This window comes from Rhodococcus sp. NJ-530 (genome assembly GCF_003860625.1).
Classification (GTDB): Bacteria; Actinomycetota; Actinomycetes; order Mycobacteriales; family Mycobacteriaceae; genus Rhodococcus_F; species Rhodococcus_F qingshengii.
Map to the genome: position 1 here is coordinate 4,000,966 of NZ_CP034152.1, position 26,180 is coordinate 4,027,145.

Annotated in this window: 21 protein-coding genes, 2 tRNA genes and 1 pseudogene; 10 read left to right on the forward strand and 14 right to left on the reverse strand. The window is 62.8% G+C overall.

What is annotated here, in order from left to right; translation table 11 throughout:
* Positions 1–6 precede the first annotated feature (6 nt).
* Positions 7–708 (forward strand): hypothetical protein, encoded by a 702-nt coding sequence (locus tag EHW12_RS18685; RefSeq protein ID WP_019749074.1) that lies wholly within the window; start codon positions 7–9, stop codon positions 706–708.
* 71 nt (positions 709–779) lie between these two features.
* Here EHW12_RS18685 and EHW12_RS18690 read toward each other — a convergent pair whose 3' ends face one another.
* The 3 genes from EHW12_RS18690 to EHW12_RS18700 all read right to left on the reverse strand — a co-directional run bounded on the left by EHW12_RS18690 (position 780) and on the right by EHW12_RS18700 (position 4,511).
* Entirely contained in the window at positions 780–2,813 is a 2,034-nt protein-coding gene (locus EHW12_RS18690) for a S9 family peptidase (protein ID WP_030536637.1), read from the reverse strand.
* Positions 2,814–2,825: 12 nt separating this feature from the next.
* Positions 2,826–3,440, reverse strand: a complete 615-nt coding sequence (locus EHW12_RS18695) for a GNAT family N-acetyltransferase (protein WP_042450225.1) — start codon at positions 3,438–3,440, stop codon at positions 2,826–2,828.
* 63 nt (positions 3,441–3,503) lie between these two features.
* Positions 3,504–4,511 (reverse strand): iron-siderophore ABC transporter substrate-binding protein, encoded by a 1,008-nt coding sequence (locus EHW12_RS18700; RefSeq protein WP_030536639.1) that lies wholly within the window; start codon positions 4,509–4,511, stop codon positions 3,504–3,506.
* 121 nt (positions 4,512–4,632) lie between these two features.
* On the opposite strand from EHW12_RS18700, the gene EHW12_RS18705 reads away from it, so the two are divergent.
* Both EHW12_RS18705 and fdhD read left to right on the forward strand, forming a co-directional pair.
* Positions 4,633–6,942, forward strand: coding sequence for an FdhF/YdeP family oxidoreductase (locus EHW12_RS18705; RefSeq protein WP_206434749.1), 2,310 nt, complete (start codon positions 4,633–4,635; stop codon positions 6,940–6,942).
* A 1-nt stretch (position 6,943) separates the two neighbouring features.
* Positions 6,944–7,813, forward strand: coding sequence for a formate dehydrogenase accessory sulfurtransferase FdhD (gene fdhD / locus EHW12_RS18710; RefSeq protein ID WP_064113167.1), 870 nt, complete (start codon positions 6,944–6,946; stop codon positions 7,811–7,813).
* Here fdhD and EHW12_RS18715 read toward each other — a convergent pair.
* The 3 genes and pseudogenes from EHW12_RS18715 to aroQ all read right to left on the reverse strand — a co-directional run bounded on the left by EHW12_RS18715 (position 7,764) and on the right by aroQ (position 11,000).
* A pseudogene (locus EHW12_RS18715) lies at positions 7,764–9,676 on the reverse strand (TIM barrel protein). The gene fdhD and the pseudogene EHW12_RS18715 overlap by 50 nt on opposite strands.
* Positions 9,673–10,551, reverse strand: a complete 879-nt coding sequence (locus EHW12_RS18720; RefSeq protein ID WP_054187687.1) for a shikimate dehydrogenase — start codon at positions 10,549–10,551, stop codon at positions 9,673–9,675. Before EHW12_RS18720 ends, EHW12_RS18715 begins: the two are co-directional and overlap by 4 nt.
* On the reverse strand, positions 10,551–11,000 hold the full coding sequence (gene aroQ, locus EHW12_RS18725) for a type II 3-dehydroquinate dehydratase (protein WP_054187688.1): 450 nt from the start codon (positions 10,998–11,000) through the stop codon (positions 10,551–10,553). Before aroQ ends, EHW12_RS18720 begins: the two co-directional genes overlap by 1 nt.
* A 127-nt stretch (positions 11,001–11,127) precedes the next feature.
* Between aroQ and EHW12_RS18730 the strand changes: the two genes are divergently transcribed.
* The 3 genes from EHW12_RS18730 (at position 11,128) to EHW12_RS18740 (ending at position 15,624) form a co-directional block, all read left to right on the forward strand.
* On the forward strand, positions 11,128–11,802 hold the full coding sequence (locus EHW12_RS18730) for a TetR family transcriptional regulator (RefSeq protein WP_007730968.1): 675 nt from the start codon (positions 11,128–11,130) through the stop codon (positions 11,800–11,802).
* A 71-nt stretch (positions 11,803–11,873) separates the two neighbouring features.
* A complete protein-coding gene (locus EHW12_RS18735) occupies positions 11,874–14,096 on the forward strand; it encodes a glycoside hydrolase family 3 C-terminal domain-containing protein (protein ID WP_125051453.1) in 2,223 nt (740 codons plus the stop codon).
* Between the two features lie 190 nt (positions 14,097–14,286).
* Positions 14,287–15,624 carry an MFS transporter gene (locus EHW12_RS18740; protein ID WP_003944496.1) on the forward strand — a complete coding sequence of 446 codons (1,338 nt, stop codon included), beginning with the start codon at positions 14,287–14,289 and terminating at the stop codon, positions 15,622–15,624.
* A gap of 117 nt (positions 15,625–15,741) precedes the next feature.
* Here EHW12_RS18740 and clpX read toward each other — a convergent pair whose 3' ends face one another.
* The 5 genes from clpX to EHW12_RS18765 all read right to left on the reverse strand — a co-directional run bounded on the left by clpX (position 15,742) and on the right by EHW12_RS18765 (position 20,432).
* Positions 15,742–17,022 (reverse strand): ATP-dependent Clp protease ATP-binding subunit ClpX, encoded by a 1,281-nt coding sequence (gene clpX / locus EHW12_RS18745; RefSeq protein ID WP_003944582.1) that lies wholly within the window; start codon positions 17,020–17,022, stop codon positions 15,742–15,744.
* 332 nt (positions 17,023–17,354) lie between these two features.
* A complete protein-coding gene (locus tag EHW12_RS18750) occupies positions 17,355–18,017 on the reverse strand; it encodes an ATP-dependent Clp protease proteolytic subunit (protein ID WP_003944539.1) in 663 nt (220 codons plus the stop codon).
* A 48-nt stretch (positions 18,018–18,065) separates the two neighbouring features.
* Entirely contained in the window at positions 18,066–18,653 is a 588-nt protein-coding gene (locus EHW12_RS18755; protein ID WP_007730960.1) for an ATP-dependent Clp protease proteolytic subunit, read from the reverse strand.
* A 216-nt stretch (positions 18,654–18,869) separates the two neighbouring features.
* Positions 18,870–20,243 (reverse strand): trigger factor, encoded by a 1,374-nt coding sequence (tig, locus tag EHW12_RS18760; RefSeq protein WP_007730958.1) that lies wholly within the window; start codon positions 20,241–20,243, stop codon positions 18,870–18,872.
* Positions 20,244–20,358: 115 nt separating this feature from the next.
* Positions 20,359–20,432: transfer RNA gene (locus EHW12_RS18765), tRNA-Pro, on the reverse strand.
* Positions 20,433–20,840: 408 nt separating this feature from the next.
* On the opposite strand from EHW12_RS18765, the gene EHW12_RS18770 reads away from it, so the two are divergent.
* Both EHW12_RS18770 and EHW12_RS18775 read left to right on the forward strand, forming a co-directional pair.
* Positions 20,841–20,914, forward strand: a tRNA-Gly gene (locus EHW12_RS18770).
* Positions 20,915–21,106: 192 nt separating this feature from the next.
* Positions 21,107–21,883, forward strand: a complete 777-nt coding sequence (locus EHW12_RS18775) for a hypothetical protein (protein ID WP_047270838.1) — start codon at positions 21,107–21,109, stop codon at positions 21,881–21,883.
* On the opposite strand, the gene EHW12_RS18780 is transcribed toward EHW12_RS18775, so the two are convergent.
* Together EHW12_RS18780 and EHW12_RS18785 are read right to left on the reverse strand one after the other, a co-directional pair.
* The gene (locus tag EHW12_RS18780) at positions 21,880–22,677 is read right to left on the reverse strand and encodes a DNA-formamidopyrimidine glycosylase family protein (RefSeq protein WP_003944531.1); all 798 of its coding nucleotides are present in this window, start codon (positions 22,675–22,677) and stop codon (positions 21,880–21,882) included. The two genes, EHW12_RS18775 and EHW12_RS18780, sit on opposite strands and share 4 nt — an antisense overlap.
* A gap of 15 nt (positions 22,678–22,692) precedes the next feature.
* On the reverse strand, positions 22,693–23,166 hold the full coding sequence (locus tag EHW12_RS18785; RefSeq protein ID WP_003944571.1) for a ribose-5-phosphate isomerase: 474 nt from the start codon (positions 23,164–23,166) through the stop codon (positions 22,693–22,695).
* A 142-nt stretch (positions 23,167–23,308) separates the two neighbouring features.
* Here EHW12_RS18785 and EHW12_RS18790 point away from each other — a divergent pair, with 142 nt between their 5' ends.
* Positions 23,309–24,145 carry a M48 family metallopeptidase gene (locus EHW12_RS18790; protein WP_228232720.1) on the forward strand — a complete coding sequence of 279 codons (837 nt, stop codon included), beginning with the start codon at positions 23,309–23,311 and terminating at the stop codon, positions 24,143–24,145.
* Here the strand turns inward: EHW12_RS18790 and EHW12_RS18795 are convergent.
* Positions 24,133–24,756 (reverse strand): DsbA family protein, encoded by a 624-nt coding sequence (locus EHW12_RS18795; protein WP_007730951.1) that lies wholly within the window; start codon positions 24,754–24,756, stop codon positions 24,133–24,135. The genes EHW12_RS18790 and EHW12_RS18795 overlap by 13 nt on opposite strands.
* A gap of 166 nt (positions 24,757–24,922) precedes the next feature.
* On the opposite strand from EHW12_RS18795, the gene EHW12_RS18800 reads away from it, so the two are divergent.
* Positions 24,923–26,158, forward strand: a complete 1,236-nt coding sequence (locus tag EHW12_RS18800; RefSeq protein ID WP_125051455.1) for an FAD-dependent oxidoreductase — start codon at positions 24,923–24,925, stop codon at positions 26,156–26,158.
* Positions 26,159–26,180 lie beyond the last annotated feature (22 nt).

Genomic DNA, 26,180 nt, shown 5'->3' on the forward strand with positions numbered 1-26,180 from the left:
GCAAATATGTTGAACAACTGGAGTTCTCGCCGTCCCGGCGTTCGAACCTTGGCGGCGGCCGCGACGATCGGAGCCGCGGTTGCCCTCGTGCTTCCGGCGACTGCGTCTGCTGCCCCCGGCATCGAAGAAAGTGTGCAAGGAAGCATCGACAGTGGCAGCGCCACGATCAACGGAAGCGTCGGCGATATCGGGAACGACATCGCAAACGGCATCGCCAGCGGCAGCGTGGGTGACATCGTCGGCGGGATCGCCACTGGGAACCTCAACGACGTCCTCGGCGGCCTGAACGCCGGCTCGACGAGCGCGACGGACATCGTCAACGGCCTGGCCAGTGGCAACGTCAGGGACATTCTCAGTGGCCTGGCCAGCGGCAGCGGCGGCGGCGGATCGTTTGCGCCCACGCAGCGCTGCGACGCCTCGACCGTCTCGGGCGGCGCAGGAATCACCAGCACCAAGCACGAACTCGGCCGCGGTGGCCCGACCTCGTTCGTGCTCGGCTACGAGACCGAAAACGTCCCGGACCTGATCGAGGTGTACTACGAAGGTCGGTTGATCCACAGCACCGGATACATCGGCGACAACATCAACGAGGGAACTGGTTCAGCTGTCGTCAACGTGCCCGCCGGTGGGGCGTCGTCCGTTCTGGTTCGCGTCACGGGCCCTGACCACACCGAGTGGTCGTACACCGTTCGTTGCCCCGGCGCCTGATTCCGGTCCGGATCCACGCGAAGACGCTCGTGCCTCGTTCGGTGTTTCATCCGAACGAGGCACGCGCGGGTTCAGCCCAGAATCTCCGGTAGCGCGACATCTTCGCCGAGAACGTGCTCGGAGAGGAACGCGGTGACCACCTCGTACCAGATCTTGGTGTGCTGCGGCTTGAGCACCCAATGATTCTCGTCGGGGAAGTAGAGGAAGCGATGGTCCGTTTTCCCGTCGTCGTCGGCGGGCAGACCTGACTCGGCAAGCAGTTCGTACCAGAGTCGCAAGCCCTCACCGATCGGAACCCGGTAGTCCTTGTCGCCATGGATGACCAGCATCGGAGTCGTGATGTCCGCGACGTACAGATGCGGCGAATTCTCGACGGCCATCTCAGGCGACATCTCGCGCTGCCAGTACCAGGCAGCGTCCGTCGTCGGGCCGAATTGATCGAGTGCCCACAGACTCGCGTGGGTGACGATGGCGTCGAAACGGTTGGTATGTCCGGCAATCCAGTTGGCCATGTAACCACCGAACGAACCACCCATCGCGCCGGTTCGCTTGGGGTCGATCTCGGGCTGGGCGACAGCAGCATCGGTGATCGCCATCAGATCGGTGAAGGGCGCCTTGCCCCACTGACCCCACCCCCGCTGGACGAAGTCCTGGCCGTATCCGGTCGAGAGCGCGGGATCTGGTAGCAGTACTGCATAGCCCTTGGCGACGAGCAGCCACGGATTCCACCGCCAGGACCAGGTGTTCCACGAACCGAGTGGGCCGCCGTGGACCCAGAGAAGCAATGGCACCGGTGCATGCGGCGCGGCGCCCGTCGGCAGCGCCAACCAGCTACGCACCGTCGAACCGTCCTCGGCACGCGCGGTGATCTCGGTCAGTGTTCCCGGCAGCTCCGGCAAAGTGTCGGGCCCACGAAGTGCGGTGATCTCACCTGATCGCAGATCGACCCGCACCACGTGCGGGGGCGCTTCGTACGAGGCTCGCAACGCGTAGATCGACTCACCGTCCGGCGCCACTCGAACGTCGGTGTACGCCGCGTCGTCGGCTGTCAGGCGCACTGGTTGGCCCCACAGGTCGATGGTGAAGATCGGACCGCGGCCGCCGTCGTCAGCGGTGACGACCAGCCCGGATCCGTCGGGTAGCCAGGCAAGTGAGGTAGGCCAGCGATCCCAGCCGTCGGCGACGCCGGTCACGGCACCGGATCCGAAGTCGTAGAGCTGCAGAGTCATTCGTGGTGCGGACTCCGGTGTGGTGAGTGTCTCCCGGATGAACGCGAGCTTGGTTCCGTCCGGCGAGAGCACCGGGTTGTAGACGTCCGCGTCGGCCTCGTCGACAAGCGTGACTCGGTCACCGGTCACCGTGTCGATCCGAACCAACGTCGATCGGCGGGCGGCACTCGCATCGCCGACAGTCCACGTGGTCACGACGAAGAGACCATCGTCGGAAATCGTGGTCGACGTCTCCCGCAGCGCTGCGCCTGCCGTCGGTGTGATGTCCCGCAACTCGACGGATTCCTTCGAATCCGTCTCGGCCACAACCAGATGCGGATGATCGGGGCCCAGGTCGTGGTCCCAGTGGCGCACCGGATAACCGGTGTGCAGCATCGCCGTGACTTTCTTGTCCTTGCGCGCCGATCGCACCTGATCGTCCTGGTCGAGGCTGATCGCCGAAGCCATGACCGACGTCTGGGCCACGAACGTCGGCGCCGCCTTCGCCGCTGATACCGACGAGACACCACCGGGACGCGAGATCAGCAGCTGAGCTTCTCCGCCCGCCGCTGGTAGGCGCCAGAGTGCTGGTTGCGGATCACTCTCGCCCGGCACGGCTCGCGTGGCAGTGAAGAGCACGTCGCCGTCGAACGCGAAGGCAGCACCGGACTCGCTGGTCGAACCCCAGGTCAACCGACGCGCAGGACGCCGGCCTTCCGGGTCGATCTCCCACAACGAGGACACGTATTCGGCGCTCTTGTCGTCGAGAACGGCGCGCGCGCAGATCAGCAGCGAGCCGTCAGGTGACAACACCAGGCCGGACAACCTGGCCAGAGCGATGTAGTCGTCGAGTTCGTCGAACGGTGTGCCTGCGTGGAGCTCGGGAATCTGGGTCACCACTAGTTCGTATCACGCGCCCCGCGGTTGACGCATCATTGCGTAGATCGTCGGCCCGCCGCCTGGCATGACGATGTCACGGGTCACTTCGAAACCGAAGCGGTTGTAGTACGGGATGTTCGATTCCTTGCTGCTCTCGAGGTAAGCGTCGACATGTTGACGGTCACAACGCTCCAACCGAGAGTTCAGCAGCGCTTTGCCGTATCCCCCACCGCGCGCCGCGCTGCCGGTCCCGACGGTCGCGAGATACCAGTGCGGCGAATTCGGGTGTGCTCCTTCGAGAACGGAGCTGACCTCGGCCGCGTGTCGAAGCCCCCTGCCGAAGACACGCACCATTGCGGGCAGGCTCACGAGCCCGGAAATCCACGACTGCTTCCACCGCCCCGGCGGATCCCACAGAGTTGCCCCGCCGATCAGGCCGTTGTCGTCGGTGGCCACCTCGACGCCGCCCCCGGCGAGGTGGTGGTAACGAGCTTCTGCGGCAAACAGTTTCGTCAGGCGATCAGCCCTGGTGGCCTCGTCCGGCAACATCCACGCCATCAAGGGATCATCTTCGAACGCCTCGGCCAACACTGCCGACAGTGCCGGAATATCGGATCGGACAGCCGGCCGTACGTGTACACCCATGAGGCGAGAGTACCGCCGACTGTCCGAATCACTGGACTTTGAACAGCGCTGTCCTTGAACCGATCAGACGAGCAAGCCCGCAATCCGCGGCGGAATCTGTTCGAGCGCGTACGGCAAGCTCAGTACGGTGCTCCACGTCATGGCTTCGGCAGCAGCGTCTTCCAGAATGATCGCGCGGCCGTCCTTCACGACGTCGAGTTCCTGGTAGATCGGGGTCTTGTCCAGCTCCGCGCGAAGCTTGTCGCCGTAGCCGCCACCGGCGTACCAGACGAGTACGTCGACGTCCGCGAGCGAGAGTTGCTCGGTGCTGATCTCGGCGAAGTTACCCGTGATCTGATCGGTGACAGGCGGATTCACGAATCCGAGTTCGGTGAAGAACCGCACCTTCGGGTCTTCCGGTCCGTAGACCCCGAACTGCCCCGGCCCCTTCAACGCGCCGACCAGAACGGTCTTGCCGGCAAACGCCGGATTGGCCGTCTTCACGTCGGCGAACTTCTGGTCGACGCCGGCGATCAGCTCGGTGGCCTTACCCTGCTGCCCCAACGCTTCGCCGATGATGGTCGTCTGGTTCTGCCAGGGGATTCCGTAATCCGCGAACTCCTTGGGCTGCGCCACCGTCGGCGCAATGGCACTGAGTTTGTCGTATTGCGCCTGAGTGAGCCCGGAGTAGGTGCCGACAATGAGGTCGGGTGTCGTGGCAGCGACCTTCTCCATCTGAATGGTGGTGCCCGCAGTTCCGATGATCTCGGGAGTCGCCCCGTTCAGCAGCGGCTGCGCCCAGGGCCACACTCCGTAGGGGTAATCGCCGTACCAGTCGAAGGTTCCGACCAAGGTCCCACCGAGCGCCAGGATCGCATCTTGATCGTTGTATCCGACACTGACGATCCGCTGCGGATCCTTGGGCAACTCCGTAGCCCCGAACTTGTGGGTGATCGATTCCGCAGAGTCACCGCTGGGAGGTGTGTCCTCGTCGTTCGAACTGGAGCAGGCTGCGGCGAATGCCAGCAACGCTCCCGACGTGCCGATCAGAAATCCGCGCCGGGTCAGCCGACCTGCGTCCGTTCGATCCATGTTCCTACCCCTTAAAGTCTGCTGGTTCGGTAGGTAAGGCTAGCCGATGAAAGCTTCATTCCGGCTAGTTCGACCGGCCCATTCGATGGCAGTACCGCGCCGTTCGGGCCACTATGGAGACATGACGCGCCAGGGCCCCTCGAAGGACATCGACGAATCGGATCTCGAAGTCACGCACCCCAAGGACTACGCCGCCGGAGTTCCGGCCGTTCTGGTGTCGCTGCAACGAGGAATCGAGCAGATGGGAGCCTTGCGGACCGCCCGAACGCTCACCAGACTCAACCAGCGACACGGCTTCGACTGCCCGGGGTGTGCGTGGCCGGAGACTCCCGGACATCGCAAGCCCGCCGAATTCTGCGAGAACGGAGCGAAGGCTGTTGCCGAGGAAGCAACGCTTCGCACCGTCACACCCGAATTCTTCGCGGAGCACTCGATCGCCGATCTCGAAGGCAAGACCGACTACTGGCTCGGAAAGCAGGGGCGACTGACGCACCCGATGGTCCTGACGCCGGGAGCAACCCATTACCGGCCGATCGACTGGGACGGCGCGTACGCACTGATCGCCGAACATCTGAACGGCCTCGCATCGCCGGACGAAGCGGTGTTCTACACCTCCGGTCGCACGTCCAACGAAGCCGCGTTTCTCTACCAGTTGATGATTCGCAGCTACGGCACCAACAACATGCCCGACTGTTCCAACATGTGTCACGAGTCGTCCGGAAGCGCACTGACCGAATCCATCGGCATCGGCAAAGGCTCGGTGACGGTTCCCGACCTCGAGAACGCCGATCTCATCCTCATCGCCGGACAGAACCCCGGCACCAACCACCCTCGAATGCTCTCGACGCTGGAGAAGGCAAAGAGCAACGGCGCCAAGATCATTGCCATCAATCCTCTGCCCGAGGCGGGATTGCGCAGGTTCAAGGATCCACAGAAGGTGTCCGGCGTGATCGGGCACGGAGTCGACATCGCGGACGAGTTCCTGCAGATCCGGCTGGGCGGCGACATGGCGCTGTTCCAAGGCCTGGGGAAGCTGCTGCTCGAGCAGGAAGATCGCGCTCCCGGGACGGTCGTCGACCGTGCCTTCGTCGACCGGTACTGCGCCGGTTGGGACGAATACGAGGAGCACATCCGCGCGGTCGATCTCGACACGGTACTCGAGGCAACGGGTCTGTCGATGGCACAGCTCGAGGAAACGGCGGCCGCACTTGCCCGATCCGAGCGAACCGTCACCTGCTGGGCCATGGGGATCACTCAGCACACACACGGAGTCGCCACCATCGAAGAAGCAGTCAACCTGCTGCTCATGCGTGGAATGATGGGCAAACCCGGTGCCGGCGTTTGTCCGGTGCGAGGACACTCCAATGTCCAGGGTGACCGCACGATGGGCATCTGGGAAAAGATGCCGGAAGAGTTCCTGGCCGCGCTCGACACCGAGTTCTCGATCTCGAGTCCCCGCAAGCACGGATGGGACACCGTCGACGCAATCCGCGCCATGAACGCAGGCAAGGCAAGCTTCTTCATGGCGATGGGCGGCAACTTCATCCAGGCAAGCCCGGACACCGCAGCGACCGAAACAGCGTTGCGTCAATGCGAACTCACCGTGCAGGTGTCCACCAAGCTGAACCGCAGTCACGTGGTCCACGGGCAGACCGCGATCATCCTCCCCACCCTCGGACGCACCGACCTCGACGTCCAAGCCGGCGGAAAGCAGCTTGTCTCCGTGGAGGATTCGATGTCCATGGTGCACCTGTCGCGCGGACGCCTCACACCGGTCAGCCCCTACCTGCGTAGCGAAGTCGCCATCATCTGCCAACTCGCCCGCGAACTACTCGGCAACGATCACTCCGTCCGCTGGTCGGCCTTCGAGGGCAACTACGACCTGATCCGCGATTCCATCTCACGGGTAGTGCCAGGCTGCGAAAACTACAACTCCCGCGTTCGAGAGCCAGACGGATTCCAACTCCCCCACCCGCCGCGTGACTCGCGTGAGTTCCGCACGCACACCGGCAAAGCCAACTTCGGCGTGAACGACCTGCACTGGATACCCACTCCGAGTGGGCGCCTGATTCTGCAGACGATGCGCAGCCACGACCAGTACAACACCACGATCTACGGCCTCGACGACAGATACCGCGGCATCAAGGGCGGACGCAAAGTCATCCTCGTCAACGCCGAAGACATCACCGCGCTCGGATTCCGTGACGGCGATCTCGTCGACATCGTGTCCGAGTGGACAACACCCGACGGCACACTCGAAGAGCGTCGGGTCACGGAATTCCGCATCGTCTCCTACGACACCCCGCGCGGCAATGCTGCGGCGTACTACCCGGAGACAAATCCGCTCGTTCCCCTCGAACACGTTGCGGCCAAGTCGAACACGCCGGTGTCGAAGGCCGTCACCGTTCGACTCGAAGCATCGGGCGCCTGAGATGGGACGAGTCACCGCACGAACACCGGTCGTTCGAATCTCGGGTGATCGGGTCGTCACGCGCCCCGACACGCTGGCCGTCGAGGAACCACTCGAAATGAGAGTGGGCGGTCAGGTGCTGGCAGTGACGATGCGGACCCCCGGCAACGACGTCGACCTCGTGCACGGATTCCTTCTCAGCGAAGGTGTCATCGCCACCCGCGACGACGTGAGCGTCGTCCGCTACTGCGACGGCGTCGACGAATCCGGTGCGAACACGTACAACGTCCTCGACATCGCTCTCGCTCCCGGAGTGCCGTTGCCCGACCACACCACCGATCGGAACACCGTCGTCAGTTCCGCGTGCGGCGTGTGCGGCAAGACCTCGCTCGACGCCGTCCGAACCACGACGCGACATCCGCTGGTCGGTGACACGACTTCCGTCACCTCGACCATCCTGTCGGCCATGCCGGTCACACTGCGGGAGAGCCAACGGATCTTCGAGCGCACCGGTGGCCTGCACGCGGCCGGATTGTTCACCGCCACCGGCGAACTCCTGGCACTGCGCGAGGATGTCGGCCGTCACAACGCCGTCGACAAGGTGATCGGTTGGGCCATCACCGACGGCCGAGTGCCCCTCTACGACACGATCTTGATCGTCAGCGGTCGGGCGTCGTTCGAACTCGTCCAGAAGGCCGTCATGGCCGGCATTCCGATCCTCGGTGCTGTCTCCGCGCCGTCGTCGCTGGCCGTGGAACTAGCGCAGGAGTCCGGGCTGACTCTCGCCGGTTTCATCCGCGGCGATTCGATGAATATCTACTCGCACCCGCACCGAGTCGAGGTCACGTCGAACTCGCGCGCAACTGAGCCGACAGTCGCACAGCGGAGTTAACTTCCCCGTAGCCCTCGTATCCACCCACCCGCTGCACGACCTCGAAGAACAGGTCTCCCCCGACGGTCGGGGTGAACAGGTGGAAGAACTCGCCGTGAGCGTCCGCGTCGTAAAGGATTCCGGCGCTGCGCATCCGGTCGAGCAGTTCTGAATTCAGACCGAAACGTGCGTCCAGATCGTCGTAGTAGTTCGGGGAAATGGGTAGCGGAGCAAAGCCCCAGTCCTGCATGGACGCAGCGGCACCGAAGATGTTCTCACACGCGAAAGCGACGTGGCTGACGCCGCCGCGGCGGACCGTCGGCAGCCCGCTTCGACTGCCCTCCACCATGTTCAGTGAGATCCGCAGGGTATGTCCGTCACCGTCCTGAACGAGCGTGAGTGCCTGGCTCCGCATGAGTCCGACCGAATCGGTGACGTCCTGCCCCTCGTGCGGTTGCATCTCGAACACGGACCGCAGGAGCAGCATGATGCCGTCCCAACTCTCCGCCGGAACTGCCAGTGCCACGTGGTCGATCCCGGTGAACACTGCGCCCTGTTCACGATTGCGCTCGGCGGGCAGCGGGTAGATCTCGAATGCCGATTCCCACGCTGCAGCGCTGCCAGGGCCACGAAGGTCGATCGATGTCGCATCGGTGACCTTCAAGCGTACGACGTCCGGTACCTCGGAGTTCTCGTCGCTCGAACCGGGCAACTGCACGCGCGTCGCCGGTACTTCGAGAGCCAGAGCGCGCTCTCCCCACACTTCGGGTTCGGTTGCCCTGATGCCGATCTGAGTGAGAACCGGCAGATCCGCGGGCAGCCCGGGCGCCGTCCACACCGTGCCCGCTGTCGCGTCGACGGCAACGGTGAGCGGTCCGTGCCGCCACAACTGCAAGTCGTGATCGTGGTGCCGTCCGACCAGATGAAAACCGACGCGAGAGAGCATCGAGTGCACCTGGTCCTGTTTAGCCGGACCCGCAGCGATTCGCAGAGACACGATCCCTTCGAGCGGGGTGCGCTCCGGGGCGGTGAACAGCGTGGGTCCACCGGCGGCAGGGTTCGCGGCGGCGACCTGTTCTTCCAGATGGAGGAGCGACCGATGAGCGTCGATTGCCGTCCGCTGGGTGTCCGCGCGTCGGAATACGTCGTTGAAGATCTCGAGCGACCACGGTCCGTCGTAACCGGTGGCGTAGACATGCTGAGCGAACGCATTGAGATCGAAGCTGCCCTGCCCCGGGAAGTTTCGGTGATGCCGGCTCCACTGGAGGATGTCCATCGCCAAGAACGGAGCGTCCGCCAACTGGAGGAAGAAGATCTTCTCGCCGGGAATCTCGCGAATTCCGGCGGGATCGTCACCGCGCGAGAGGATGTGAAAGCTGTCCAGACAGGTACCGAGCGAAGGATGGTCGACGCCCTCGACGATCTGCCACGCATGGCCGTACGTGTTGACGTGGGCACCCCACGCGAGCGCCTCGTATGCAACCTTCTTGCCGTGCTCGGACGCCAGTTCGGCGAGAGCTCCGAATTGCTCTGTCAACTGACCGTCATCGTGACTTGCGGTCGGCAGGGGCGAGGAGCACACCAGGAGCGTCTCGCACCCCAGTTGATCCATGAGCTCGAATTTGCGTTGCACTCGAACAAGATTCCGAGCAAATTGGGCCTCGTCCACCGTGTCGAAGTCACGGAACGGCTGATACAGATCGAGGGTCAAGCCCAGATCCGCAGCCCTCGTTCGTAATTCCTTCGGGACCACGGCGAAGCAACAAAATCCGGCTCGAACACCTCGAAGCCGTCGAAGCCGGCAGCGGCGATGGCGTCGAGCTTCTCCTCGAGAGTGCCACTGAGCGATACCGTCGCGATCGACGTCCGGACCGGGGCACTCACAGCGCTGCCGCAGTCTGTTCGCCGTGTACAAGTTCCGTCATGTGCGCGAGCATGCGCTTACTGTCGGGCTCGATGCCCGTGAAGATCCGGAACGCGTCGACGGCCTGGAAGACAGTCATTCCGCCTCCGCTGAGCGTCGGGGCTCCGATCAACCTTGCCTGACGCAACAGTTCGGTTTCGAGTGGACGGTAGACGATTTCGGCCACCCACAGATCAGGGCGAAGCAGATCCGGCGAGAATGCCATTCCGGGATGAGCCGCCATTCCCATCGGCGTCGCGTGGATCAATCCGTTTGCCTTGCCGAGCACTTCGGCGAGGTCGCTCGTGTGCCGCGCCTCGACAACCTGCGCCGGAAACTGCTGCGCGAAGGTTTGTGCAAGTTCCTGCGCGCGAGGCAGGCTCGAATCGACCAACGTCAGTGTCCCGACGCCACGGGTGAGCGCGGCATAGGCAACCGCCGCACCGGCTCCGCCGGCACCGAGCTGCACGACGCGATCGAGCTGTGCTCCGGGAAGTCCGTCGTCGAAATTTCGGCCGAAGCCCGACCAATCGGTGTTGTGTCCGATCGCCTTGCCGGAGTCGAAGAGGACCGTGTTCACCGCGCCGAGCCGGCTCGCATCGGGCGAGAGCTCGTCGAGGTGCTCGATCACCAACTGCTTGCACGGGTGAGTGATGTTGAGGCCGCGGAACCCGAAACGTCGTGCATAGGTGAGAAGTTCACCGATGTCCGACGGCGCCATGCCCATCACGTCGAGATCGAGGATGCGGTAGACGTACGGAAGACCCTGCCTGCGCCCTTCTTCCTCGTGCATGATCGGAGTCAAAGAGGCTCCGATTCCGGTGCCGATCAGACCGCAGAGCATCGAATCGCTCATCAGTTCTTCCCTTCTCGGATGCAGACGAATTCGACTGCGGCGCTGTATCCGTCGATTCCCAATCCGCAGATGACGGCGTCGGCGATGCCGGAGACATACGAGTGGTGACGGAATTCTTCGCGACTGTGGATGTTGCTGATGTGCACCTCCACGACGGGGGCATCGAGTGTGACCAGAGCGTCACGCAACGCAACGGAGGTATGCGAGTACCCACCGGGATTGATGACGATGCCCGCAACGTTTCCCCTGGCCTCGTGGATCCAATCGATCAGTTGGCCCTCGTGGTTCGACTGCCTTGCCTCGACCACCGCTCCGAACTTCGCGGCCGCCGCTTCACAGCGGGAAACTACGTCGTCCAGCGTGTCTCTCCCGTAGAACTCCGGTTGGCGCTGGCCCAACAAATTCAAGTTGGGCCCGTTGAGGACCAGAATCGGTAGAGATGAAGTCATCAGGGGCACCTCGGGGTTGACGCTCGAAACTAATGTACGAACTAGTGAGTTAGTTCACTGGACGTTACTCCCCCGACGCGGACTCGACAAGCAAAGTCGACAAACTGCTGACAGATAGAGTGAGCACATGGTTTCCGAGCAGTCAGTGAACTCTGTGGTGTCGAAGCCGGAGAAGCGACGCCGAAACAGCGATCTGACCAGGGTGAACATCATCGCCGTCGCCACCGAGGAGTTTGCCGACAAAGGCTTTGCCGGCGCCCGAGTGGACGAGATCGCAACCAAGACTCACACCACCAAGCGCATGATCTACTACTACTTCACCGACAAGGAAGGGCTGTACAAGTCCGTCCTCGAACACGCGTACAGCGTCATTCGTGCGCAGGAACGTGAACTCGACCTCGAGGGATTGAAACCCACGGCAGCAGTCCGCGCCTTGGCCGAACTCACCTTCGACCACCACGAACAACACCCGAACTTCATTCGGCTGGTAGCCAACGAGAACATGCTCCGCGGCGAGCACATCGAGAAATCCGAGCTACTCAGCGGTCTCGGCGCCCCCGCCGCCGACCTGGTCTCGCAGATCCTCCACGACGGACAGCAGTCGGGAGCATTCCGCTCCGACGTAGATGCTCTCGATATTCACATGTTGATCAGCAGTTACTGCGTCTTTCGTATCGCCAATCGTTACACCTTCAAAGCGCTCTTCGACCGCGATCTGACCGACTCGACGCATCGTGAGCATCTTCGAACAATGCTCGGCGACATGGTTGTTGCGTTCTTGACCTCGAAGGCGCCGTCCTGACCCACCCCGAAGTCCGAAAAATCCCCCTACGGTGGTGAGTGGAACTCACAGCTGCCACCGGGAGGAATGACGTGACCGAGAATTACGTAGACGGGCTTTCACTCGAGGAGAAGGCGTCGTTGACGTCGGGCTCGGATTTCTGGCACAGCCAGTCCGTTCCCGGAATCGAATCGATACTCCTGACCGACGGTCCGCACGGAGTCCGGAAACAACCCGAGGGCGGCGACGCACTCGGACTCGGCCACAGCATTCCAGCGACATGTTTCCCACCGGCGGTCGGGTTGGGCTCGTCGTGGAACCTCGACCTCATCCGCCAGGTCGGTGAGGCTCTGGGCGACGAGGCCAAAGCCGAACAGGTCTCGGTCCTCCTCGGCCCAGGCATCAACATCAAACGATCACCCTTGTGTGGCAGGAATTTCGAATACGTCTCCGAGGACCCATTCCTCTCCGGCCGCGTCGCGGCAGCGCTGATCACCGGCATCCAGTCTCGCGGCGTCGGAACCTCGCTCAAGCACTTCGCTGCCAACAACCAAGAACACGACCGGATGAGAGTCAGTGCCGACGTCGACGAACGGACGCTGCGCGAGATCTATCTGGCCGGCTTCGAATACGCCGTCAAGACCGCGGCCCCGACGACGGTCATGTGCTCGTACAACAAGATCAACGGTGTGTACTCGAGCCAGAACCATTGGCTGCTCACCGAGGTACTCCGCGAACAGTGGGGCTTCGACGGCCTCGTCGTTTCGGACTGGGGAGCGGTCAACGACCGCGTGGCGGCACTCGCCGCGGGCCTCGACCTGGAAATGCCGCCGACCGGAACCGATACCCAGATCGTCGACGCCGTGCGCGGCGGCGACCTGGACGAATCAGTGCTCACCACTGCCGCCGAGCGCCTGGCGACGCTGGTGGCACGCACCGCCGCCGCGCGCACCGAAGGCCACACGTACGACGTCGAGCGTCACCACGAACTGGCACGGACCGCTGCAGCGGAGTCCGCTGTCTTGCTGGCCAACGACGGAGAACTACTGCCGCTGACCCCCGGCGGGCAAACCGTCGCGGTGATCGGCGAATTCGCGTGCAGCCCGCGGTACCAGGGAGCCGGCAGTTCACAGGTGGTCCCGACCAAGCTCGACAATGCCTTGGACGCGATCCTCGACCGCGAAGGCGCCGACCGCGTCACTTTCGCACCGGGCTTCACCTTCGACGGCACTCCGGACGACGACATGGTCACCGAGGCTGTCGACGCCGCACGCCGCGCTGACGTCGCGGTGCTGTTCCTCGGACTACCGTCCGCCACGGAATCCGAAGGATTCGACCGAACCGACATCGAACTGCCGGCTGACCAGATCGCCCTGTTGGAAGCGGTCCACGGCGCGAACCCGAACACGGTCGTCGTGCTCGCCAACGGCGGCGTGGTTGCGATCGAGCCTTGGAAGGATCATGCCGCCGCAATCCTCGAGGGCTGGCTACTCGGCCAGGCGGGCGGCTCGGCGATTGCCGATCTTCTGTTCGGCATCACGAATCCGTCCGGCCGCCTGACGGAGACCATTCCGCTTCGCCTCCAAGACAATCCGTCGTATCTGCATTTCCCGGGATCACAGCAGCACGTCCGCTACGGCGAAGGCCTGTACGTGGGATACCGCTACTACGACTCCGCGCTGCGCGAAGTGGCGTACCCGTTCGGGTTCGGGCTGAGCTACACCACCTTCGACATCACCGATACCTCCGTCGAGGCCGGTGAGAACTCCGCCGAAGTGACCGTCACCGTGCGCAACAGCGGCGACCGATCGGGCAGCACCGTCGTTCAGGTCTACGTCCACGACGCCTCGGCAAGCATCGATCGACCCGCGCAGGAATTGAAGGGCTTCGCCAAGGTCCACCTCGACCCCGACGAATCCGCGACTGTGACCATCACGCTCGACACCAGGGCATTTGCCTATTGGTCCGTCGCGGCGCAGGACTGGGCGATCGAACCTGGCGACTACGAGATCCGCGTCGGCTTCTCGTCTCGGGACATCGCAACCACCGACACGATCACCCTGGCCGGGAACGTCGGCGTCGGCACGCTCGACGCCATGTCGACCATCGGCGAATGGCTCGCCCATCCCGTCGGCAGCACAGTTCTCGGCGCCGCCATGGCTGCCGCAGCGGGCGACGGTGCACAGGCGGTCAGCCCCGAGATGATGGCACTCGCAGGCTCGATGCCGCTCGGAAAACTCGCCACCTTCGGCCTCGGGATCACCGAGGAACAGGTGGAGCAGTTGGTGGCGGCCGCAGCACAGCCGGCCTCCTAACTCCCTGAACTGCGGTTTCGACGAGCGGCGTGACCGCCAGTAGATTTTTATGAACTATTTGGTTAATAATCTTGTGTAGTTGCTGTGGCGTCGGTTACATTCCTTGTATCGCTCTCCGCACAGACGTTCTTTATACGAACACAATCGGCGGATGTAGAGCCTCCACGACGCTTCCACCCAGGAGATGAGCATGTCAGCTAGCACGGTTACACCGTCCGGGCCCGAGGCGGGGTCCTTGGCAAGGCCGGATACGACCAAGGTCAAGCGCGCCGCAACATCGTCGTTTCTCGGCAGCATGCTCGAGTACTACGACTTCTACATCTACGCCTCCGCCGCTGCGCTCATCTTCCCCACGGTGTTCTTCCCGGACAGCGGACATGCGGCTCTGCTTTCGCTGGCCACCTTCGGTGTCGCGTACGTCGCGCGTCCCCTCGGCGCTGTAGTCCTCGGCCATTTCGGTGACCGCGTCGGCCGCAAGAAGATCATGCTGCTCACGCTCATTCTGATGGGCGCAGCCACCTTCCTCATCGGATGTATTCCCAGCGCCGATTCGATCGGAGTTCTTGCACCGATCCTTCTTGTCCTGATGAGAATCGCCCAGGGCATCTCCGCCGCGGGTGAACAGAGCGGTGCCAGCTCACTGACGCTCGAACACGCCCCCGAAGGCCGACGCGCGTTCTTCTGCAGTTGGACCCTCAACGGCACCCAGGCCGGCTTCATCCTCGCCAGCCTCGTATTCCTGCCCATCGCCGCGCTCCCCGACGACATCCTTTACACGTGGGGTTGGCGAATCCCGTTCTGGGGCAGCCTGATCGTTCTGGTCGCGGCATACATCATGCGTCTCAAGCTCGAAGAGCCCGAAGAGTTCACCGAGCAGCAGGAATCCAAGACCGTCGCCAAATTGCCTGTTGCCGATCTTCTTCGCACCCACAGCGCAAATCTGATTCGCGTGATCTGCTGCGCTTTCATCGCCGTCGTCTCGACCATCTTCTCCGTCTTCGGTCTCGCTTTCGCCACCACCGAAGAAGTGGGGATTCCGAAGTCGACCATGCTCTGGGTTGCCATCGCAGCCAACGCCGTAGCCCTGCTCAGTCAGCCCGCCTGGGCGATGCTCTCCGACCGGATCGGTCGCAGGCCGTTGTTCATCGGTGGCGCCCTCGGTAGCGCGGTGTTCATCTACGTGTACTTCGGCGCAATCGCCAGCGGCAACGTTCCCCTGATCTTCCTCGCCGCAATCGGATTGATGTCCGTCTTCTACGCTGCCCCGAATGCCATCTGGCCGTCGTTCTACTCCGAGATGTTCAACACCAAGGTCCGCTACTCGGGCATTGCGATCGGCACCCAGGTCGGCTTCGCCCTCGCAGGCTTTGCCCCCGCCATCGGCAACGCCCTCATGGGCGGCGACAAGACACACTGGATGCCCGTTGCCATTCTGACTTCGGTGGCCTGCGTCATCTGCGCGATCTCGGCGTTCACCGCTAAGGAGACGTTCCGCACCCCCCTCAAGGAGCTCGGCAACCCGATCTAGCCGACCACCCCACAGACACCCTGCACGAACCACTGTGTTACACGAACCACTGTGTTGCGCGAACGACTGTGGCCCGGCATCTCGCGAGAGATACCGGGCCACAGTCGTTTTGAAGTTCTACGCCGTCTTGTCGCGACGCTCGCCACGTTCCGGCTTACGCGGAACGATGGTCGGAAGTACGTTGTCGTTGACGGTCTCCGCGGTGACGACCACCTTTTCGACGTCGTCACGGCTGGGAATGTCGTACATCACGGGAAGAAGAACCTCTTCCATGATGGCGCGCAGGCCACGAGCGCCGGTTCCACGCAAGATCGCCTGATCGGCAATAGCGTCGAGCGCTTCTTCGGTGAACTCGAGTTCGACGCCGTCCATGTCGAACAGGCGACGATACTGCTTGACGAGAGCGTTCTTGGGCTCCGACAGGATCTGAACGAGCGATTCCTTGTCGAGGTTGGTCACCGACGCGATCATCGGCAGTCGGCCGATGAACTCCGGAATCAGACCGAACTTGATCAAATCCTCCGGCATGACCTCGGCGAAACGATCGACCGTATCCAGTTCGGCCTTCGACCGAACCTCGGCACCGAATCCGATACCGCGCTTGCCGACACGATCGGAGACGATCCGCTCGAGACCTGCGAAAGCGCCCGCGACGATGAACAGCACGTTCGTGGTGTCGATCTGAATGAATTCCTGGTGCGGATGCTTACGGCCACCCTGCGGCGGGACGCTTGCCTGCGTACCTTCGAGGATCTTCAGCAACGCCTGCTGAACGCCTTCGCCGGAGACGTCACGCGTGATCGACGGGTTCTCGCTCTTACGGGCGATCTTGTCGACCTCGTCGATGTAGATGATTCCGGTCTCGGCGCGCTTGACGTCGTAGTCGGCAGCCTGAATCAGCTTGAGCAGAATGTTCTCGACGTCCTCACCGACGTAACCGGCCTCGGTCAACGCCGTCGCGTCAGCGATGGCGAACGGGACGTTGAGCATCTTCGCGAGAGTCTGAGCGAGATACGTCTTGCCACAGCCGGTGGGGCCGAGCATCAAGATGTTGGATTTCGCGAGCTCAACCGTCTCACCCCGCGCGTCACGGCCCTTGTCGCCGGCCTGAATGCGCTTGTAGTGGTTGTAGACGGCCACGGCCAACGTCCGCTTGGCGGAGTCCTGACCGATGACGTAGTTCTCGAGGAATTCTCGGATCTCCGCAGGCTTGGGAAGCTCGTCGAGCTTGACCTCGCTCGATTCGGCCAATTCCTCTTCGATGATCTCGTTGCAGAGGTCGATGCACTCGTCGCAGATGTACACCCCGGGTCCTGCAATGAGCTTTTTGACCTGCTTCTGACTCTTACCGCAGAAAGAGCACTTGAGCAGATCCCCGCCGTCGCCGATGCGTGCCATCTCGTGAGGTCCCTACTTTCCATCATGTACGTGCACTCGCCGCCACTCGATCGGTCGAGACGCTCCGCAGTACTTCGGTAGTTGTCAGATCAGACAAACTGATCGAACAAATCTGGTCGAACAATCGCAGAACGCCGGTCGAGAACCAGCCCGTGAAGTGACGGTACCCGCAGATCCCGAACGGGGTCGACCTGTTCTCGGCGTTTCGTCTGCGGATAAAAAAGAAAAGAGTCGAGATTTCAGCCTGGCAAGCGCTCCACCAGGCACTTCTCGACGTGTCCGCCTCGTGTCGGGAATCGGGATACAGATCCTCGACACGAGGCGGAAATCGACTACTTCTGTGCGCTGAGCTTCCGGTAAGCCAGCACGTCGTCGATGATGCCGTACTCCTTGGCCTGCTCGGCCGTGAGGATCTTGTCGCGATCGGTGTCGACGCGGATGGTCTCCGGATCCTTACCCGTGTGCAGCGACAGCGTGCTCTCCATGAGCCGACGCATACGCTCGATCTCCGCAGCCTGGATCTCCAGATCGGAAACCTGACCCTGGATGCCGCCCGTAGCCGGCTGGTGGATCAGAATGCGCGAGTTGGGGAGCGCGAAGCGCTTGCCCGGCGTACCGCCGGCCAGAAGCACGGCAGCTGCCGAAGCAGCCTGACCGAGGCAGACGGTGGAAATGTCGGCACGGACGTACTGCATCGTGTCGTAGATCGCCATCAGCGCGGTGAAAGAACCACCGGGCGAGTTGATGTACATCGTGATGTCGCGGTCCGGATCCTGCGATTCGAGAACCAGCAACTGCGCCATGAGGTCGTTGGCGGACACGTCGTCGACCTGCGAGCCGAGGAAGATGATGCGCTCCTCGAACAGCTTGTTGTACGGGTCGGACGTCTTGACGCCGTAGCTGGTCTGCTCCGTGAACTGGGGCAGGATGTAACGCGATTGGGGGCCCGACGGCGCCTGGCCGCCCAGCGAGTTAGCTCCGAAAAGATTGGTCATCAGTTCTCCAAAGTATGAATTGGGCAGCGAAAGGATGGGCGAACCGGCTCAGTTGCCGGTGCCGCCGGCCTGATTCGCACGGGAGACGACGTGGTCGACGAAGCCGTACTCGAGAGCTTCCTTCGCCGTGAACCAACGGTCACGATCGGAGTCCGCGGTGATCTGCTCGACCGTCTGGCCGGTGTGCTGAGCAATCAGCTCGGCCATTTCGCGCTTGGTGTGCTTGAACTGCTCGGCCATGATCGCGATGTCACTGGCGGAACCACCGATGCCGGCGGACGGCTGGTGCATCATGATGCGGGCGTGAGGCAGCGCGTAGCGCTTGCCCTTGGTGCCTGCCGAGAGCAGGAACTGACCCATCGACGCCGCAAGGCCCATGCCGAAGGTGGCGATGTCGCACTCGGCGAACTGCATCGTGTCGAAGATCGCCATACCTGCGGTCACGGATCCACCGGGCGAGTTGATGTAGAGCGAGATGTCTCGCGTCGGGTCCTCGGCCGAGAGCAGCAGGATCTGTGCGCACAGCTTGTTGGCGATGTCGTCGTCGACCTGGGTACCGAGGAAAATGATGCGCTCTCGCAGCAAGCGCTCGTACACCGAGTCGCTGAGGTTCAACCCAGCGGTCGCTGAAGTCATGGCGGGACTCTGCAAAGTCTCCAGGTGATTGGAAGTCACGGTACCTGCCTTCTATGTGGATCTACTTGTGCGGTGGATCGTCTATGCGAAACACTTCTACTGACACAGACAGTAACGAAGTAGGGCGGCACCGGAGTCCCGGTGCCGCCCTACTTCGCTCAAAGCGGAAAACTCAGTGCAGTCGATCGTGGTGAAAACACCCGTCCGCCTGCGTTTTTACTTGTCTTCGCTCTCGGCGGAATCAGACTCGTCCGCTTCGGTTTCGGCCTCACTGCTGCCGAACAGCTCTGCGGTGTCGACAACTGCGCCGGAGGTGTCCTTGACACCGGCCGACTCGACGACGGACGCGAGAGCCTTGCCACGACGGACGTCTGCGAAGACGGCGCCGAGCTGGTTGGCCTGCTGGATCTGCTGGATGAACTGCTCAGGAGCCATGCCGTAACGCTGCGCCTGGAACAGGATGCGCTCGGTGAGCTCGTCCTGACCGACGGTGACGTTGCCCGCATCGGCAATCGAGTCGAGCAAGAGCTGCGTCTTGACGGAGCGCTCAGCGGCTTCCTGTGCATCCTTGTCGAACTCTTCGCGGCTGCTGCCCTGCTCTTCGAGGAGCTTGTTCAGTGCCTCTTCGTCGTGATCGAGACCGTGAACGGCGTCGTGCAGTGCAGCGTCGACCTCAGCCTTGACGACAGCCTCCGGCAACGGAACCTCGACGGTCTCGAGCAGCTGCTCGAGAACCTTGTCGCGGATCTGACCGGCCTGCTCGACCTTGCGGACGCGTGCGACGCGCTCACGGAGGTCAGCCTTCAGTTCTTCCAGGGTGTCGAACTCGCTGGCGAGCTGAGCGAACTCGTCGTCCTCAGCCGGAAGCTCGCGCTCCTTGACCGTCTGCACGGTCACGGTGACAACAGCTTCCTTGCCTGCGTACTCGCCGGCGACCAGCGTCGACGTGAAGTCCTTGGACTCCCCCGCCTTGAGGCCGATGATGGCTTCGTCGAGGCCCTCGATGAGCTGGCCCGAACCGACCTCGTGCGACAGTCCGCTCGCGGTTGCCTCGGCAACGTTCTCGCCGTCGACGGTGGCCGACAGATCGATGGAGACGAAGTCGCCGTCCTCGACTGCGCGGTCGACGCCGGTGAGGGTGCCGAAACGCTGGCGCAGCGAAAGCAGCTGCTCTTCGATGGCTTCGTCGGTGATCTCGATCGGATCGACCTCGACGTTGATGGAGCTGAAGTCAGGGAGCTCGATCTCGGGGCGCACGTCGACCTCGGCGGTGAACTCGAGGAGCTCGCCGTCTTCGATCTTGGTGACCTCGATCTCGGGCTGGCCGATGGCCTTCACGCCGGCGCTGGTGACAGCCTCGGAGTAACGCGACGGCAGAGCGTCGTTGACGACCTGCTCGAGCACAGCGCCGCGACCGACACGCGCTTCGAGGAGGCGGGCCGGAGCCTTGCCGGGACGGAAGCCGGGGAGACGAATCTGCTGCGCGAGGGCCTTGTAGGCCTTGTCGAAATCAGACTTGAGTTCCGCGAAGGGCACCTCAACGTTGATACGGACTCGCGTCGGGCTGAGCTGCTCGACGGTGCTCTTCACGAAACTTCGCTCCTTCGTCTGGTCTTGCTCACAACTTGTGTTGAATCGGTACTGCTGTCTGGCGCGGCACTTCACTCCCGGACTTACTGGAGGTGAAGTGCCATGTACGTACTTGTCGGGATGACAGGATTTGAACCTGCGACCCTCCGCTCCCAAAGCGGATGCGCTACCAAGCTGCGCTACATCCCGTTTCCGATCGCATGAAACACACGATACGGCCATCCGAGGCCGCTAAGACAGCGGGCCACAAAGGCAGCCACCATCGGTGACCGCGCACAACCCTATCGCGCTCACTACTCTCTCACGAACCCGACCGCCATTTGTACACGGCCCGGCTGTCGACCCCGTCAGTATGTCATCCGACGGCAGCCACATACGGGAGCCACATACAGCCTTGCCTCAACTGCCATTCAGAGCCGGAATCAGAAGCCGCGCCTGCGGCCGAGACACCCCGACTCGCCGAGCAATTCGCCAATTCCCCAGGTGAACGACGGTCTCGAACTTCTCCGACCCCCCGATTATGAAATCCGGTGGGGCATTGGGTACAGTTTCGTATCGCAGACGACGAACACGGCGATCCCGAGTTGTCGTATGCACGGGGATGTAGCTCAATGGTAGAGCCTCAGTCTTCCAAACTGATCACGCGGGTTCGATTCCCGTCATCCCCTCCATCAGGAGGGAAACTCCACAAAAGATCCGCATCGGCCCAGCCGGTGCGGATTTTTTGTATTCCGACTTTGTCCACTCAGACCACTCCCCTGCGGTCCGTATCCTGGAGTTGTCCGGATCGATTCTGCTCGGGAGGCCACGTGACCACGATTCTTCTCATACTCGTCGTTCTGGCCGTAGTCGTATTTCTGGTCATGAAAAGCCAGCAACGCGGTTCCGGCCACAGCGCAACACAACTCGACGATGCGAAAGCCGATGCCCGGCAGTCGATCGAACGCCTCGGCGGTCAGGTCTACAACCTGACCGGCAGTGACGACGCGTCGCGCCAAGCCCTCGCCGACGCGGCCGAACGGTACAACGCCGCAGGCTCGCAGATCGATCAGGCCGCAACGCCGGTCCAAGCACGTCTCGCGAAACAGACTGCACTGGAAGGGCTTTACTACATCCGCGCGGCACGGGTGGCGATGGGCATGGATCCGGGACCGGAAGTTCCTTCCATCGACGGACAGAAGGCTGCCGGTTCGGTCACCGAAGACCGTGAGGTCGAATTCGAGGGCCGCAAGGTCGCCGCATCACCCAATCCGTCGTCGCACACACCCAACTACTACCCCGGTGGCCGAGTCGCCGGACGCCCGGTCCCGGCCGGCTGGTACTCCGAACCCTGGTGGAAGCCTGCACTCGTCGCCGGCGCCTGGGGTCTGGGTTCGATGATGCTGTTCTCGACCATGTTCTCCGGCATGGCCGGGGTTCCTTACGGCGCAGAGGCTTTCGCCCAGGGTGGCGATCCCGGCGCCGACACAGGCTCCGGTGACTCGGGAGATCAGGGTATGGACGCCGGTGATCCCGGCGCCGACCAAGGAAGTATCGACAACACGGACTACACCGCTGACGGCGGAAGCGACTGGTCTGGTGGCGACGGAGGCGGAATGGATTTCGGGGGCGGCGGGGACTTCGGCGGCTTCGACTTCTAAGCCGACTGACAGACCGGGCACCAGAACAGGTTTCGTGCCTTCATGACGGAATGCAGGATCGGTGTGCCGCACACGCGGCACGGCGATCCTGCTCTTCTGTAGACATAGGTACGCGGACGATCCTTCGCGTACGCCGGATCTCCGTTGTCGTGCTCGGCGCGAACGACGTGCATCTTCCCCCGTCTGACGCCGACTTTCATCAATTCGACTAGGTCTGCCCACATGGCGGTCCACTCGCCGTGAGAGACGAGATTCCCCGGTCGTTCAGGGTTGATTCCGTGACGAAAGAGAAGTTCGGCGCGATAGACGTTGCCGACACCCGCCAGGACCGCCTGGTCCATCAGCAGGGCGCCGATTGCCGTCTTGGACTTGGAGATTCGCAACCAGGCCTTCTCTGGATCCGCGTCGCGGCGCAGTGGGTCCGGCCCGAGTCTGGCCTCGATCGCGGCGACCTGAGGAGGTAGCAGGACTTCGCAGGCGGTGGGACCACGAAGGTCGGTGCCGAAATCGGCACCGACCATACGCATCCGGACCTGACCTACCGGTTCTTCCATCGGCAGGGCGGCGTCGGTGAACTTTCCGTACAACCCGAGGTGTACGTGAACTGTCAGACCGTTGTCGTACGTGTGCCAGAGGTGCTTTCCCCAGGCATCCGAGGACGTGAGTACGTGTCCGTCCACCAGGCGCGCGTCCTCGGCGAATCTGCCTTGCGGACTGAGGACGCGGACTGGTGAACCGACGAACTTGCGGGCATGCAACCGTGCCAGCCGGTGCAGGGTATGACCTTCAGGCACGGAACAACTTTCGGATCAGGCTTGCGGCAGAGCCGGTGCGACGCCGGTCTTCTCGTACTCGGACAGGATGTCGATACGACGCTGGTGGCGCTCTTCACCCGACCATGCGGTGGCGAGGAAAGCGTCGACGATGGCAAGCGATTCCTCGAGGGAATGCATACGTCCGCCGATGCCGATCAGCTGAGCGTTGTTGTGCTCACGTGCCAGCTTCGCCGTTTCGACGCTCCAAGCGAGGGCGCACCGTGCGCCGGGAACTTTGTTCGCTGCGATCTGCTCGCCGTTGCCACTGCCACCCAGGACGATTCCCAGGCTGCCCTCGTCGGCGACGACGCGCTTTGCGGCTTCGATGCAGAAAGCCGGGTAGTCGTCCACGGCGTCGTACTCGTGAGCACCACAGTCGATGGCCTCGTGGCCGTTCGCTTTCAGGTGTTCGATGATCTCGTTCTTACGTTCGAATCCGGCATGGTCGGCACCCAGGTATACGCGCATGGCGACAATTCTCTCAGGCCCGACCAGCCGGGCGCACCCGGGTCGACGTCACACTTTCAGGAACACGCATCGCCGCGCGAGCACACCTATCGTGGTGCCCATGTACCCCGTCAACGGCCAGGCCGCTGCACCCGCCCTTCGTATGTCACCGGGCAGTGACGCCGTTCGCCACCCGTGGGAAATCCCGCTACTCGTGCTCGCGGTACTGACGACGGTCGTCACTTATGTGGTGGCGATCGTTCTGATCGCTGCGGGTGATCTGTCGACGTGGATCCTCGTGGTGCTCGCGGCTCCGATCCTGCTGTTCCTCGCGCGAGGTCAGCTGTACGGATCGCAACAGGTCAACGGAATCAAGATGACGCCTTCACAGTTTCCGGAGGGGTATCAGCTGGTTGCCGAGGCTGCGGCACGATTCGGCATGAAAACTCCGCCGGATGCCTACGTCGTGCTGGGGAACGGACGGATCAACGCGTTCGCGTCGGGGCACGGATTTCGCCGTTTCGTCGTCGTCTACAGCGACCTGTTCGAAGTCGGTGGGCAGGCACGCGAGCCCGATGCGCTCGCATTCATCATCGGCCACGAGGTCGGCCACATCGCTGCCGGGCATGCGTCGTACTGGCGCCAGTGGGGACAGTTCGCGTCGAACTACATTCCGGTGATCGGGTCTTCGCTGTCGCGTTCCATGGAGTACACGGCGGACAACTTCGGCTTTCACATGCGCCCTCAGGGTGCACCGGGCGCGATGGGCGTCCTCGGCGCGGGAAAGTATCTGGTGGGTCTGGTCGGGTTCGACGAACTGGCCGATCGGGCGACACTCGAATCCGGGTTCTTCCCGTGGTTCGTCAACATCTTGTCGTCGCATCCGGTGCTGACCTGGCGTGCGGCTGCGCTTCGCAACCGCACGCACTCAGGGCATCTGTTCTTCCGGCCGGGTCAGCTCTACCGAAATCCGGCGCTCACTGCCGCTCAGTCGAACTGAGGATCCTCGTTGCGGGTCCGCTTGAGCTCGAAGAAGTGGGGGTAGCCGGCCAGCGCGACTGCGCCGTCCCACACCTTGCCTGCGTCCTCGCCGCGCGGGATGCGTGAGAGCACGGGGCCGAAGAACGCCACACCGTTGACATGGATCGTCGGAGTTCCGACGTCGGGTCCGACGGCGTCCATGCCCTTGTGGTGGCTCTCGCGCAGAGCCTCGTCGTACTTGTCGGTGTCGGCGGCCTCGGCCAGTTCAGGTGGCAGGCCGACCTCGGCAAGGGACGACTTGATGACGTCGGCGAAGTCCTTGTTTCCCTCGTTGTGAATCTTCGTCCCCATCGCCGTGTACAGCGGCAGCAGGATATCGTCGCCCTTCAGCTGCGCTGCAGCGATGGCGACACGGACCGGGCCCCAGGCCTTGGTCATCATCTCCCGGTACTCGTCGGGAAGGTCACGGCCCTCGTTGAGAACCGCAAGGCTCATCACGTGGAACTTGGCCTCGATGTCGCGTACCTGCTGGGCCTCGAGAATCCAGCGTGAGGTGATCCAGCACCACGGGCAGAGCGGATCGAACCAGAAGTCAGCAGTGTCCGTGGTCTTGCTCGAGGTTGCGCTCACGAAGAAACTCCCTATCAGTTCATGTCGGTCAGGTCATATCAGTTCGGGGACATACTCCCGTTCTGCCAACAATCATGAACCCGCAATCCTTCCCGCGCTTTCCCCCGAACCACCTCCCGATCGCAGTAGTGTCGAAAAGAAACGAGTACGAAGGAGTGGTTCAGTAATGAGCACCAACCGGAGATTCGTGATCGTCGGCGGCGGGCTCGCGGGCGCAAAGATCGCAGAAGCCCTGCGTGACAGAGATTTCGACGGTGAGATCACCGTATTGAGTGAAGAAGACCACCTCCCGTACGAGCGTCCGCCGCTGTCGAAAGAGTTCTTCGCAGGCAAGAAGACGCTCCCCGAATTCACCGTCCACGACGGCGAGTGGTTCCGCGACCATCATGTCGATCTTCGCCCGGGAACGACGGCAACGGCCATCGACCCCGCTGCGCACACCGTGTCACTTCCGGACGGTTCCACGATCAGCTACGACAAGCTCGCCTTGGCCACCGGTTCGCGGTCGCGGCGCCTCGACATCCCGGGATCCGACGCCGAGGGCGTTCACTACGTGCGAACAGTCGATCAGGCCGCCGCACTGCTGCGCACCCTGGCCGCCGACAAGAAGCTCGTCGTGGTCGGTGCCGGCTGGATCGGCCTCGAAATTGCCGCGTCGGCTCGCGGTTTCGACGTCGAGGTCACCGTGCTCGAACATGCCGGCCTTCCGCTCGAATCGACCCTCGGCCCGGAAATGGGTGAGGTCTTCGCCGCGCTGCACCGCCAGAACGGCGTCGACTTACGCACCGGCACCGACGTCACCGCAATCTCTGTCGACGGGGCTCACGCCTCGGGTGTCACTTTGAGCGATGGAACCGTGATTCCGGCCGACGCCGTGTTGATCGCTGTCGGTGCATTGCCGAACACCGAGTTGGCATCGGAGGCGGGTATCGACGTCGAGAACGGGGTTCTCGTCGACGCCGGTCTGCAGAGCAGCGACCCCGACGTGGTCGCGGTGGGTGACATCGCGGCCGCACAGCATCCGATTCTGAATGCACGAATTCGGGTGGAGCACTGGGCAAACGCACTCAACCAACCCGAGACGGCCGCAGAGACCATGCTGGGACGGCCCGCCGAGTACGTCCGCATGCCGTATTTCTTCACCGATCAGTACGACCTCGGAATGGAATACGTAGGTCACGCACCGCACGGCGGCTACTCCCGTGTCGTCACTCGCGGCGACGTCGACAAGCGCGAGTTCCTGGCATTCTGGCTCGATTCCGCGAACAAGGTGCTCGCCGGCATGAACGTGAACATCTGGGATGCCGGTGACGCCATCAAGGAATTGGTCGCGTCTTCGCGTCCCGTCGATCCGGAGCGGTTGGCCGATCCGGAGATTCCGCTGGCAGAAGTGTCCGCTTGAGTGAAGTCGTTCTCTTCGTGAT

Bases quoted from the DNA above. Each gene is read 5' to 3' on its own strand.
- EHW12_RS18685 (WP_019749074.1), top strand. From the start codon at position 7: ATGTTGAACAACTGGAGTTCTCGCCGTCCCGGCGTTCGAACCTTGGCG.
- EHW12_RS18695 (WP_042450225.1), bottom strand. From the start codon at position 3,440: ATGGGTGTACACGTACGGCCGGCTGTCCGATCCGATATTCCGGCACTG.
- EHW12_RS18700 (WP_030536639.1), bottom strand. From the start codon at position 4,511: ATGGATCGAACGGACGCAGGTCGGCTGACCCGGCGCGGATTTCTGATC.
- EHW12_RS18705 (WP_206434749.1), top strand. From the start codon at position 4,633: ATGACGCGCCAGGGCCCCTCGAAGGACATCGACGAATCGGATCTCGAA.
- fdhD (WP_064113167.1), top strand. From the start codon at position 6,944: ATGGGACGAGTCACCGCACGAACACCGGTCGTTCGAATCTCGGGTGAT.
- EHW12_RS18720 (WP_054187687.1), bottom strand. From the start codon at position 10,551: ATGAGCGATTCGATGCTCTGCGGTCTGATCGGCACCGGAATCGGAGCC.
- aroQ (WP_054187688.1), bottom strand. From the start codon at position 11,000: ATGACTTCATCTCTACCGATTCTGGTCCTCAACGGGCCCAACTTGAAT.
- EHW12_RS18730 (WP_007730968.1), top strand. From the start codon at position 11,128: ATGGTTTCCGAGCAGTCAGTGAACTCTGTGGTGTCGAAGCCGGAGAAG.
- EHW12_RS18740 (WP_003944496.1), top strand. From the start codon at position 14,287: ATGTCAGCTAGCACGGTTACACCGTCCGGGCCCGAGGCGGGGTCCTTG.
- clpX (WP_003944582.1), bottom strand. From the start codon at position 17,022: ATGGCACGCATCGGCGACGGCGGGGATCTGCTCAAGTGCTCTTTCTGC.
- EHW12_RS18750 (WP_003944539.1), bottom strand. From the start codon at position 18,017: ATGACCAATCTTTTCGGAGCTAACTCGCTGGGCGGCCAGGCGCCGTCG.
- EHW12_RS18755 (WP_007730960.1), bottom strand. From the start codon at position 18,653: ATGACTTCAGCGACCGCTGGGTTGAACCTCAGCGACTCGGTGTACGAG.
- EHW12_RS18775 (WP_047270838.1), top strand. From the start codon at position 21,107: ATGAAAAGCCAGCAACGCGGTTCCGGCCACAGCGCAACACAACTCGAC.
- EHW12_RS18785 (WP_003944571.1), bottom strand. From the start codon at position 23,166: ATGCGCGTATACCTGGGTGCCGACCATGCCGGATTCGAACGTAAGAAC.
- EHW12_RS18790 (WP_228232720.1), top strand. From the start codon at position 23,309: ATGTCACCGGGCAGTGACGCCGTTCGCCACCCGTGGGAAATCCCGCTA.
- EHW12_RS18800 (WP_125051455.1), top strand. From the start codon at position 24,923: ATGAGCACCAACCGGAGATTCGTGATCGTCGGCGGCGGGCTCGCGGGC.